The organism is Bradyrhizobium sp. USDA 3397, from assembly GCF_054060965.1.
In genome coordinates this window covers 4499156-4510893 of record NZ_JBSSDS010000001.1, presented here as the reverse complement: position 1 = coordinate 4510893, position 11738 = coordinate 4499156, and the positions used below count along the sequence as shown (strand labels likewise).

Annotated in this window: 12 protein-coding genes; 2 read left to right on the top strand and 10 right to left on the bottom strand. The window is 64.5% G+C overall.

Annotated features, from left to right (window positions below):
- Positions 1-126 precede the first annotated feature (126 nt).
- A complete protein-coding gene (locus ACVWYQ_RS20845) occupies positions 127-1452 on the top strand; it encodes an MFS transporter (RefSeq protein WP_456726323.1) in 1326 nt (441 codons plus the stop codon).
- Positions 1453-1625: 173 nt separating this feature from the next.
- On the opposite strand, the gene ACVWYQ_RS20840 is transcribed toward ACVWYQ_RS20845, so the two are convergent.
- The 9 genes from ACVWYQ_RS20840 to soxX form a co-directional block, all read right to left on the bottom strand.
- Complete coding sequence (locus tag ACVWYQ_RS20840) at positions 1626-2837, bottom strand: MFS transporter (protein WP_404544503.1); 1212 nt, start codon at positions 2835-2837, stop codon at positions 1626-1628.
- Between the two features lie 137 nt (positions 2838-2974).
- Positions 2975-3148 (bottom strand): hypothetical protein, encoded by a 174-nt coding sequence (locus ACVWYQ_RS20835; RefSeq protein ID WP_197950838.1) that lies wholly within the window; start codon positions 3146-3148, stop codon positions 2975-2977.
- A gap of 86 nt (positions 3149-3234) precedes the next feature.
- A complete protein-coding gene (locus ACVWYQ_RS20830; protein ID WP_157285777.1) occupies positions 3235-4272 on the bottom strand; it encodes an MBL fold metallo-hydrolase in 1038 nt (345 codons plus the stop codon).
- A 132-nt stretch (positions 4273-4404) separates the two neighbouring features.
- Positions 4405-6156, bottom strand: a complete 1752-nt coding sequence (gene soxB / locus ACVWYQ_RS20825) for a thiosulfohydrolase SoxB (protein WP_404544499.1) — start codon at positions 6154-6156, stop codon at positions 4405-4407.
- Between the two features lie 50 nt (positions 6157-6206).
- Positions 6207-6512: a hypothetical protein gene (locus ACVWYQ_RS20820; protein WP_036042510.1), complete on the bottom strand. Its 306-nt coding sequence runs from the start codon at positions 6510-6512 to the stop codon at positions 6207-6209.
- A complete protein-coding gene (gene soxA, locus ACVWYQ_RS20815; protein ID WP_275498163.1) occupies positions 6509-7372 on the bottom strand; it encodes a sulfur oxidation c-type cytochrome SoxA in 864 nt (287 codons plus the stop codon). The genes ACVWYQ_RS20820 and soxA overlap by 4 nt, the downstream gene beginning before the upstream one ends.
- Positions 7372-7683, bottom strand: a complete 312-nt coding sequence (soxZ, locus tag ACVWYQ_RS20810; RefSeq protein WP_036014600.1) for a thiosulfate oxidation carrier complex protein SoxZ — start codon at positions 7681-7683, stop codon at positions 7372-7374. Before soxZ ends, soxA begins: the two co-directional genes overlap by 1 nt.
- 15 nt (positions 7684-7698) lie before the next feature.
- Positions 7699-8196 (bottom strand): thiosulfate oxidation carrier protein SoxY, encoded by a 498-nt coding sequence (soxY, locus tag ACVWYQ_RS20805; protein WP_157285780.1) that lies wholly within the window; start codon positions 8194-8196, stop codon positions 7699-7701.
- Between the two features lie 27 nt (positions 8197-8223).
- Entirely contained in the window at positions 8224-8580 is a 357-nt protein-coding gene (gene soxX / locus ACVWYQ_RS20800) for a sulfur oxidation c-type cytochrome SoxX (RefSeq protein WP_157285781.1), read from the bottom strand.
- Positions 8581-8801: 221 nt separating this feature from the next.
- On the opposite strand from soxX, the gene ACVWYQ_RS20795 reads away from it, so the two are divergent.
- Positions 8802-9476, top strand: coding sequence for a DUF938 domain-containing protein (locus tag ACVWYQ_RS20795; protein WP_275507764.1), 675 nt, complete (start codon positions 8802-8804; stop codon positions 9474-9476).
- Positions 9477-9632: 156 nt separating this feature from the next.
- On the opposite strand, the gene ACVWYQ_RS20790 is transcribed toward ACVWYQ_RS20795, so the two are convergent.
- Positions 9633-11699, bottom strand: a complete 2067-nt coding sequence (locus ACVWYQ_RS20790; RefSeq protein WP_404544496.1) for a prolyl oligopeptidase family serine peptidase — start codon at positions 11697-11699, stop codon at positions 9633-9635.
- Between the last annotated feature and the right edge of the window lie 39 nt (positions 11700-11738).

Below are 11738 nucleotides of genomic sequence, written 5' to 3'. Positions count from 1 at the left end.
GAGAGGTAAGAATGCTGCCTAGCACACCTGATGCGGAAATGCCGGGGTTGCGTTGGCCCTGAAGCCGCTGTTAGCTTCCAAGACGGCCAAATCAAAAAGGTACCGAAAAGACATACGGGGAGAATGATGAGCGCTCAGGAAATGCCGAATGTGGCGGCTAAGACGACCAAAACGCCAAAGGGCGCCTGGACTATTACATTTCTCCTCTTTCTTTTCATGGTGGTGAACTTCGCGGACAAGATCGTGGTCGGTCTCGCCGGCGTGCCGATCATGACCGACATGAAGCTCAGCGCCGAGCAGTTCGGCCTGCTCGGGTCCTCGTTCTTCTTCCTGTTCTCGATCTCGGCCATCGTGGTCGGCTTCATCGTCAACAAGGTGCCGACGCGCTGGGTGTTGTTGACGCTGGCGGTGATCTGGGCGGTGTCGCAGTTCCCGATGGTCGGCACAGTCTCCTTCACCACGCTCTTGATCTGCCGAATCGTCTTGGGGGCGGGCGAAGGGCCGGCCTTCTCGGTCGCCGCGCACGCCATCTACAAATGGTTCCCCGACGAGAAGCGCACGCTGCCGACCGCAATCCTGTCACAGGGCTCGGCCTTCGGCGTCATCCTGGCGGTGCCGGCGCTGAACTGGATCATCGTCAACCATTCCTGGCACTACGCGTTCGGCGCGCTCGGCGTCGTCGGCTTGATCTGGGTCGCAGCCTGGCTCGCGCTCGGCAAGGAAGGCCCGCTGGAGGATACCGAGGTCCTGGCCGCCACCGAGCCGAAGATTCCGTATGTGCAGCTGCTGACCTCGCGCACCTTCCTCGGCTGCGTGGTCGCGACCTTCGGCGCTTATTGGGCGCTGTCGCTCGGCCTCACCTGGTTCACGCCCTTCATCGTCAAGGGGCTCGGCTTCTCGCAGAGCCAGGCCGGCTTCATCTCGATCTTGCCCTGGGTGTTCGGCGCCACCATCGTCATCCTCACCGGCTGGATCTCGCAGGTGATGATGGCCCGCGGCTACACCACGCGCGTCTCGCGCGGCGTGCTCGGCTCGGTGCCGCTGGTGATCGGTGGGTTGATCCTCGCGATGATGCCGCATGTGCAGGGCGCCGGCCTGCAAATCGCGCTGCTCGTCGTCGGCTCCGGACTCTGCGGCGCGATCTACGTGGTCTGCCCGCCGATGCTCGGCGAGTTCACCCCGGCCTCGCAGCGCGGTGCAGTGCTCGCGATCTACGGCGCGCTCTACACGCTTTCAGGCATCATCGCGCCGAGCGTGATGGGCACCGTGATCCAGCGCGCCGGCAGCATGCTCGACCGCTACCTGACCGGCTTCACCATCAACGCGGTGGTCATGATTGGCTCCGGCGTCATCGGCCTGCTGCTGCTGTGGCCGAATACGGAGAAGGCCAGGCTGACGCGTGGTGCGGCGGCGCAGGGCGCGGCGCTGAAGGGCGCGGTGTCGCCGACGTAAGTCGCGGCACTGCCAGCCCAATCACACCTGTCGTCCCGGGGCGCGCAAAGCGCGAGCCCGGGACCCATAGCCACAGGCCACAATTGGTCCCCCCGGGAGTATGGGTCCCCGCCCCCGCGCGCAATTGCGCACCAGGCAGGGGCGACATCCCAATCTATAGCGATACCGCCCGCTCAACTCCCAGAAGCTTCCCGCTTCCGCTCCGTGAACGGCGACAGCACAACCGTCGCCACCATGAAGATCACGGACGCGCCGAACACCCAGTGCGGCGCGCTTTGATCCATGATCCAGCCGAACAGCAGCGGTGAGACGATGCCACCGAGGTTGAAGCCGGTGGAGACGATGCCGAAGGCGCGCCCCGCGGCACCCGGAGGCGCGGCATTGCGCACCAGCATGTCACGCGAGGGCGCGATCACGCCGGAGAGGAAACCTGCGGTCGCCATCGTCGCCGTCAAGGCCCAGCCTGGCAGCGTCACCAGCGCGATCAGCAGCACGATGGCCGCATTCGCGGCGAAGCAGGCCGCGGCGACATAGCCGTGGCGCTCGGTGCGGTCGGCGAGGAAGCCGCCGGCGAGCACGCCCGCGGCGCTTGCGGCGAGAAACGCAGTCAGCGCGACATTGGCGATCGAATAGGACGTGCCGTAGCCGCTCATCAGCGCCACCACGCCGAAATTGTTGATGCCCGCGACCGACAGGCTCAGCAGCATGAACAGTGCGGTCAACGTGATCAGCGCCGGCGTGATCACGGCCTGCTTCGGCGCGCTTGCGCTGCCCGATTTCTTCTTGTGTGCGCCGGCCTCGGGGATGCCCATGGCTACCAGCAGCATCGCCACCAAAATGGCGATCGCGCCAGAGGCGATCAGCGCACCGACGCCGCCCCATAGCATGACCATTGCCGCCACGATCGCCGGCGTCACGGCGCCGCCGAGATAGCCGGCGAAGGTGTGGACCGAGAAGGCGCGGCCCATCCGCGCCTCGTCCATGTGCTCGGCCAGGATCGCGTAATCGGCGGGGTGATAGACGCTGTTGGCGAGCCCGAGCAGCACGGCGCAGGCGATCAGCGCAGCGTAGCTGAGGTGCAGACCGAGCAGGATCAGCGCGCAGCCGCCGAGCGTCAGCCCGATCAGTAGGATTTTGCGCGCGCCAAAATGATCGACGAGGTAGCCGGTCGGCGCTTGCGTCAGGCCGGAGACGAGGGCGAGCGTGGTCAGCGAGAAGCCGAGCTCGACATAGCCGACGCCGAGCTTTTCCTTCAGGAACGGAAACAGCATCGGCAGGACCAGCAGATGGAAATGGCTGACCCAATGCGCGATCGAGATCCCCGTCAGCGTGCGCAGCGCACTGTCCGTCTTGCCTTGTTGCGGTGCGGCGAGAACGTCGACCATTGCAGTTCCATTTCACTCCCGATGGAGGCGCAAACTATCGGGGCTGACGGTTATTTGTCCATGAACGCAGGCGCATGGCAGGTAGTGCGGGCGGGGCTCCATCCCGCCAGCTCGCGCGATCAAAATTAGCGTTCCCCTCAGAACGGCTCGTCATCCGGGCCATAGCGATCACGTTTCGGCGTCGCGATGTCGCCGTCTTCGTAATCGTCGTCATCGGTCTCGCGCCGGCGCGGGGCTCTCTTCGCCTTGTTGTCCGCGGGCTTGTTCTCGGTGGTCTTGGGCGGCTCGCTCGGCTTGCCGGTCTTGGCCATGGCTGGTCCCGGATGGTGATGCTGCATCCGAATGTACCTGCCAAATATGTGCGGCGCCTGATTTATCTCAAGGGGCGACGAGGCCGTCAGTGCACCACCGGCCCGCCCGCCTTCTTCCAGGCATCGATGCCGCCGGCGATATGTGCGGTGTTGAGAAGCCCCGCCTCCTTTGCAGCCGCAACGGCCATCGCCGAGCGTTCGCCGAAAGCGCAGAAGAACACCACGCGGCGGCCGCTAGCGGCCGCGACCTCGCGCAGCATGCCGCCGGGCTTCAGGCTCTCTTCGACGGAGGGATAGGGCGTGTGCAGCGCGCCTTCGAGCATGCCGTGCTTCATCCGCTCATTGGTCTCGCGCAAGTCCACCAGCAGGATGTCGGGCCGGCCGAGGCTGCGGATCGCCTCGATTGCGCTGAGCGCGCGGCCTTCCTTCTCCAACTCTTCCTGATGCAGGCCGACATGCATGTTGGCGGGGATCGCCACGTCCATCATCTTCGGATTGGGCAGCTTCAAATTGGCCATCAGCTCGACATATTCGTCGACCGAGCGCACCTGGAGCCGCGGATTGTAGCGTCTTTCCTCGCCGATGGTGGAGACGGTGTCGCCCTTGTAGTCGTGGGCCGGAAACACCATCGTCTCGTCCGGCAGCTTCAAGAGGCGGTTGAAGATCGAATCGTATTGCGCGCGCGCCGAGCCGTTCTGGAAATCGGTGCGGCCGGTGCCGCGGATCAGCAACGTGTCACCGGTGAAGACGCGGTCGCCCATCAAATAAGAATAGGAATCGTCGGTGTGGCCCGGCGTGTACATCACGTCGAGCGACAGGCCCTCGATCGTCACCTTGTCGCCGTCGGCCACCCGCATGGCGACGACGTCGGCCTTGGTCTGGTCGCCCATCACGGTCATGCAATGGGTGCGGTCGCGCAGCTCGCCGAGGCCGGTGACGTGGTCGGCATGCAGATGCGTGTCCACCGCCTTGACCAGCTTGAGGTCGAGCTCGCGCAGCAATTGGCAGTAGCGGTCGACCTTCTCCAGCACAGGATCGAGAATCAGCGCCTCGCCGCCGGGGCGGCTGGCGAGGACGTAGCTGTACGTGCCCGAAACGCTGTCGAAGAGCTGTCGGAAGATCATGGCAGGACCCGGCTTGGAACTGACTTCCAAGATTCTACTACAATACGGGTCGGAAAGAGAAGTAAGTCACTGCATGAGCAGAAAAATCTAGAAGATTATTATTATGGCCAGCATGATCGCGGACAAAACACATCATCCCAGTCCTGCAATGCCTGGATTGCCCTCGACCCCTTTCAGCGTCACGCCGGAGCCGAGCCGTTCGGGCATCATCCGGCCCGAGCGCAGATATTTGCCGACCACGTCCCACACCGGCGCGCCCTGCTGGCCGTTGACTGAGGCCCAGCCCGCGACCTTGTAGCGGTGGCTGGCGCTGAGCGCCTTGCCGCTGCCGAGCTTCAGCTCCGAGATGCGGCTGCCGATCGCAGCGTCCGGCGTGCAGGTGTAGCTGAGCCCGCCGGCACGGACCATGTCTCCGCCCTGCTGGTAGTAGGGATCGGCGTTGAAGAGGTTGTCGCAGACGTCCTCGAGCAGGTCCTTGATCTGGGCCCCCGTCATCTCCTGCACATAGGTCTCGGGATAGGTGATCGCGGTTTCCGCCAGCAGATCCTCCATCGTCATCGCCTGGCCGGACAGCGCGGTGATGCCCCAGCGGAAGCCCGGCGACAGCGCGATTTCGGCATCGAGCTCGGTGCGCAGCGCGGTGCAGATCAATTCGTCCATGGGGCCGGAGAAATTGCCGCGGCGATAAAGCAGCCGGTCGGGCGTTGCGATCTTTTCCGACCAGTCGGCCACGTGCGGCGCACGGACCCGGCCGATCAGCTCGGCCATCGCCGGATCGGGCTTCAGCAGCTCCGAATAGACCGGCAGCAACCGATACCTGACGTCGCTGACCTTGCCGCTGTCGAGCGCGAGGTCGAGCACACCCAGAAATTTTCCGTTGGAGCCGGCATTGGTGACGAGCGTCGTGCCACCTGCGTTCTTCACTGGCATAGGCTGCGGCACGGCATCATGGGTGTGGCCGCCGAGAATGACGTCGATGCCGGTGACCCGGCTGGCGAGCTTGAGGTCCACGTCCATGCCGTTGTGCGACAGCAGCACGACGGCGTCGACCTTGTCGGTGCCGCGCAAGGCATCGACATGCTTCTGCAGCTCCTCCTCGCGGATGCCAAAGCTCCAGTCCGGTGTAAACCTCCTGGGATGCGCGATCGGAGTGTAGGGAAAGGCCTGGCCGACGATCGCGATGCGATGCCCGCCGAGCTCCTTGATGACGGAAGGCTTGAACACGCGCCCAGTGGCCTTGTCGAAGGCGGGCGCGTCGTTGAACGCGGCCTCCTCAGTCAGGAACACGTTCTGCGCCAGGAACTCGCCCTTGAAACGCTCGAGATTGTCGCGCAGCGTCTGCTCGCCATAGGTGAATTCCCAATGCCCCGTCATCGCCTCGATGCCGAGCAGATTGGCGACCTCGACCATGTCGCGGCCCTGCATCAGGTTGGCCAGCCCCGTGCCCTGCCAGAGATCGCCGCCGTCGACGAGCAGCGAACGCCGCTCGCCGACATCGGCGCGCAGGCGATCGACCAGCGTCTTCAGATGGGCAAAGCCCCCGAGCTTGCCGAAGCGGCCTGCGGACTTCTCGAACTCGAAGCAAGTGAAGGCATAGGCATCGGCGCTGTCGGCGCGGATGCCGAAGCGCTCGAGAAAGGCCCGGCCGACCAGATGCGGCGGCCGTCCCGCCATCTCGCCGATGCCGATATTGACGCTGGGCTCGCGGTAATAGACCGGATTGAGCTGCGCATGCGTGTCGGTGATGTGCAGAATCCGCGCATTGCCGAACCGTTCGAGGTCATAGATGCTGGCGGCGTCAGCGCCGCAGGCGAGCCGCGGCAGGCCGATCGTTGCGGCGGCAACGCCTGCACCTTTCAGGAAATCGCGGCGGCGGATCGCCATTCAAGAATTCTCCGCGCCTCTCGTGGGGACCGCGTTCACCGCGGGGCAGTCTAGCGGATTTCCATCGCCTTCCAGGCTTCTTTTTCGGAAACAGCCTGGAAGATCGACGCCTTCGCCAGCGCTTCGGCTTCCCTGGCCGCGGCCACCGCACGGCCGAAATCGCCGCCATCGGCAGCCCTTTTCGCGGCCGCCAGCGCAGATACGGTCACCGTCCACTGGTTGCGCATGCCCGCCGCCTCCTTGGAGGCGGCTTCGGCGGCGGCATAGGCCGCCTTGTAGTCCGCCTCACTCGCCGCGCGCGCGGATGGCGCAAGGCTCAAGGCGAGCAGCATGGCCAAGCCAAGTGACAGCTTCATGGCCGTGCTCCCGGTCCCGAGATCGGCAGGCCGTTGGCGACGTAGGACAGGAAATATTCGACGTCGCGATATTCATCCGACTGCGGCTCCAGCGGAACCGCGCGGGTCTGGCTGTTGCAGGTGACGAAGCGGCGGCTGGTCGTGCCCATGCCGCTCCATTCGGAGCGGTAGATCGGCATCGCGTTGAGGATGCCGAGCGCCGGGGCGAGGGTCTCGGCGCGGATGCGCTCGCCCGGGCTCTGCACGTGGCAGCTCGCGCAGGAGAAATTCATCTGGCCGCGCCGCGTGTAGAAATAGCGCTTGCCGTTCTCGTACGCCGCCAACGCGCGGGGATCATCGGGGATCTTGATGTCCATCAGCTTGCCGCGCGAGGTGTAGGCCATGTAGGCGGTGAGCGAGGCCATCTCGTCCTTGACGTAGGAATAGGGCGCCTCGCCATTGGCCTCGCGGCAGCGGTTGAGCGCGAGCTCCAGCGTGACGACCTTGCCTTCGCCGCTGTCGAAGTACGGATAGTTCTGGCGGATGCCGATGCCGCCGTTCGGAAAGCAGTCGGCATAGGTCTTGCCGTTCTTGAACGGGGTCGAGAACATCTCCTTGCCGGCCTCGAGCGCGAACTCGTAAGGCGGGAATTCCTCCTTCTCCTGCCACTGCCGCTTCATGTCCTCGTTCATGGAATACGGACCGTTGACGAAATCCTCGTGCTTCACGTTCGGAAACTTCTGGAAGAAGAAGTTCTGGAACGCCTTGGCGTCGGCGACGGGATCGACCTTGTCGGCAGCGATCACGCGCGGCGCGGCGAGCGCGAACGCGACGAGCGCAGCGCTGAGCGAGCCAAGCAGGAGGTGGATGCGGGCGTTCATCACGCGATCTTCGCGGTGGTCGTATCCGAGCCGCCCTTGTTGTCGGTCCAAGAGATCTTGAGCTCGTCGCCCTTCTTGGCGCCCTTGAAGCTGAACTTGACGTAGGGGTCCTTAGAGACCGCTGTGCCCCAATCGGCGACGAACACGTCCTTGCCGTTACACTCGAACTTCAGCTGCTGGATGAAATGTGCCGGGATCAACTCGCCCTTGGAGTCCTTGACGAGGCCGGTGTCCATGGGGTGCTGGATCAGCGTCTGCACCTCGGTGATGTCGCCGGTCGATGTTGCGCGCACGCGAATGCTGGATGCCATGTCGAACTGCCTCGCTTAGCCGCCGCAACCGCCGACGGTGACCTTGACCTCCTTGGTCGCGCTGTAGAGCTTGCCGTCGGCCTCTACGATCGCGGTCAATTTAGTGGTCCTGGCCATCTTCAGCCGGTTGGCGACGGCAGGGATCGTGCCACCGGGAATCCTGTAGCTGGCCGCCAGCGCGTTCGGGTTCTCCGCCACGAAGAACGAGATCGAGGTGACCTTATCCAGCGTCGTCGTCACCGAGATCGGCACGACGCCGCCATTCTCGGCGATCTCCGGCGCATCCAGCTTGACCTTGTCCGACGGCTCGGCGGCCTTGCCGTAGAGCGCCTTGATCGCATCCGCCTCGCTCTTCTGCCTGAAGGCCTCTTCCGGATATTTGTCGTTCGCCGCGGCGCGCGCGGGCGCGAACGGCAGATTGCCGAGGCCGAGCAGCGCCACGGAGGCAGCGCCCTGAAGGATCAGGCGCCGCGTCGGATGAGGCCTCCAATGAGGCTTGGGGGTCGTGGTCATCTCAAGTCTCCTGTGGGCCGCCGGCGGTTACAGGGTCTGCAGGAAATCAACGATCGCGTCGATCTCCTGTTCGGTCAAAATCCGGTTCCGGCCGAACGGCGGCATCATGGTTTGCGGATTGCGCTTGGTCTCGTCGAAGATGATCGCAACCAGCTCGTTGCGATCGGGGTATTTGGCCTTGATGTCCTTCAGCTCCGGTCCGATCGTCCCCGGCAGGTCGCCGCCTTTGATGACGTGGCAGGTGAGGCAATTGCCCTTGCCGCGGTCGAAGGCAAGCTTCTGGCCCTCCGTCACGGTGGATTGCGCCTCCGCCGGGGCCATTGCCGCGCCGGCGAGGAGGGCCAGCGCAGCAAGCAGAGCGGGCTTGCGAGGAAAGGCGGTCAAGGCATCGTCCCGGCGTTATCTCGATGATCTCGTTTGCGGAATTGTTCAAAAGCACAAAGGCCATCGTCTGACAATCAAGACTATGCACGCGGTGAAATGGAGTTAATATCCTGCGCATTGCAACTGACGAGATAGTTCGTTCATTCGGATGGGCGTGAACTAGCAGATTATTCTCGGACGTTTGGCCGCCTTTTCCGGTTCGCATTTTCTGGGGACGTCACTTGGCTGAATATGTGGTCGAATTTGGCAGGGATGGCGGACGGGTCGAGCCGGATGGCCGGCTCGATGCGCCGGCCTTCCATCGCAATCACGAACCGATCTGGGCAGCGCTGGAAAAGCATCTCGCGGATGCGACCGGCAACGTCGTGGAACTCGGCAGTGGAACCGGGCAGCACGTGGTGCATTTCGCCCGCCACACGCCCGGCCTGATCTGGTGGCCGAGCGATCTCAATCAGCGCCACCTCAAGAGCATCGAAGCCTGGCGCGTGCATGCCGGCCTGCCGAACATCCGCCCACCCCTGCGCATCGATCTCACCGATCCCGACTGGTGTCCGGAAATGAAAAGCGGGCAGGGGCCGACCAGCCTCGCGGCCGTATTCTGCGCCAACGTCATTCACATCGCGCCCTGGGCCGTGGCCGAAGGCCTGTTCGCCGGCGCCGGCCGTTATCTGCGCCGTGACGGCAAGCTGTTCCTCTACGGCCCCTTCAAGCGCGACGGCAAGCATACCGCGCTCAGCAACGCGGTGTTCGACACCTCCTTGCGCGAGGGCAATCCCGAATGGGGCGTGCGCGACGTCGTCGACGTCGAGAAGCTGGCGAAGGCGGCAGGCCTCGGCCTCATCGACACGATCGAGATGCCCGCGAACAATCTGACGCTGGTGTTCGCAAGAGGCTAGGAGGTCGTCATGCCCTGGCTTGTCCCGCCTGCGCGGCCGAAGCCGCTTCGGCGAGGCGAAGGCCCGGGCATCCACGTTCTTCGGGCGGTAAGGCAAGGCGTGGATGGCCGGGTCAAGCCCGGCCATGACGATGTGGAGACGTCAGCGCACCCGCCTCTAGCCTTCATCCCTCCACCCGATCTTCTCCTTCAAGAACCGATAGCCCAGCACCTCGAAACCGGCGCGCTCCTTGTTGTCCTTGCCGTAGCCGTGGCCGCCTGCCGGCGGCTCGTAGAACCAGGCCTCATAGCCCATGGCCTGCAGCTTTGCCGCCATCTTGCGGGCATGGCCGGGATGGACGCGGTCGTCGCGCCGCGTGGTCGCGATCAGGATCGGCGGGTACGCCTGGCCGCCCCTGACGTTGTGATAGGCGGAATAGGTCTTCAGCCATTCCCATTCGTCGGGCTTGTCGGGATCGCCATATTCCGCGATCCAGCTCGCGCCGGCGAGCAGCTTGGTGTAGCGGCGCATGTCAATCAGCGGGATGGTACAGAACAATGCGCCGAAACGCTCGGGGTAGCGTACCAGCATGTTGGTGATGAGGATGCCGCCGTTCGATCCGCCCTGCGCGGCGATGCGTTTTGCGCTCGTCACACCGCGGCGGACGAGATCGGCGGCGACGGCGGCGAAATCGTCGTGAGAGAGCTTCTTGCCGGCAAGCCGTCCGGCATCGTGCCAGCGCGTGCCGAACTCGCCGCCGCCGCGCAGATTCGCCTGCACAATCGTGCCGCCGCGCTCCAGCCACAGCTTGCCGAGCGAGGAATTATAGTACGGCTTCACTGAAACGCCGAAGCCGCCATAGGCGCTCAGATAGACCGGCGCATCGCCGGTCTCGCCAGCGGGGCCGGTCTGCACATAGGGGATGCGCTCGCCGTCAACCGAGATCGCCTCGTGCTGGATCACAACGAGGCCATCGGCGGTGAACGTCTTCGGCGCCTGCTTCAGCACGATCGGGCTTGCGATGCCGCGCTCGATCAGCAGCAGCGCCGGCGGCGTCAGCGGATCCTGCACATTGGCGAGCAGATCGCCATTGCTCTCCGATGCATGGCGGTCGAGCGGCCAGACATCGACGACGCCGATCTGCGGCAGGCCGCCAAGTGTCTCGCGGCTCCAGCTAGTGGCGGACGGTGTGCAGATCTCGAAGCGAGGTTTGAGCTCGTCGAGAATCGACAGCACCAGCTTTCCTGCCGCCCAGAACAACCCTTGCAGCGCGCGCCGCGGTGCGGGCTCGAACAGGACGACAAAATCGCGGCTGCCGGCGAGGAAGGCCGAGAGCGAGATGCCGAGCACGGTGTCGGTGGCATAGGTCCGGCCATCGACCTGCCAGTCCTTGCGTAGCTTCATCGCGAACCAGTCGCCATGCGCCTGCATCCAAATCCCGGTCGGCAGATCGAGCTTCGTCGTCGTGCCGGCCGCATCGCGCAGCCAGACGGTGTGGTTGAAGAAGTCGATCTGGTCGACGATCCAGACCCGGGGCGCCGCTCCGGTGTCGTCGGCCATGCCATAGATCACCATGTGATCGGCGGTGGTCTCGAGGACCATCTGCGCCTGATCGACCGGCTGGCCGCGCCGCCACAGGCGGACGGTGCGCGCATAGCCCGAGCTCGTCGCCATGTCCTCGCCATGCGCGCTTGACAGCAGCAGCGTGTCGGCATCGAGCCAGTCGACGCCGCCTTTCGCTTCCGGCAGCGCAAAGCCGTTCGCCACGAAACTTTTCGTGGCGAGGTCGAATTCCCGCAAGGTGACGGCGTCGCTGCCGCCGCGCGACAGGCTCAGGATCGCCCGCGAGCTTCCCGGCATCGTGGCGATACCGCTAAGCAACCAGTCCTCGTCTTCGCTTCTCGCGAGCTGGTCGATGTCCAGCATGGTCTCCCATGCCGGATCGGCTTTACGAAATTCCGCAAGCGAAGTCCGTCGCCACAGGCCGCGCGGGTTGGCGGCATCTTTCCAGAGATTGTGCAGGTCGTTGCCGCGCCGGCTGACATAGGGAATGTTGTCAGGTCGGTCATAGATCGCCGCGAGGATGTCGCGATCGTGCTCGAAGGCCTTGCCGCCGAACGCGGCGAGCGTCAGGCTGTTCTGCCGCTCGACAAAATCGAGCGCTTGCCGGCCCTCGATCTCCTCCAGCCACAGCCAGGGATCGTCGTCGGGCGCTTGAAGCGTGGGCCTGTCGTCGACGGACATGAAGGTAACTCCCGGGAAGATGGCGGCGGATAGGATTTG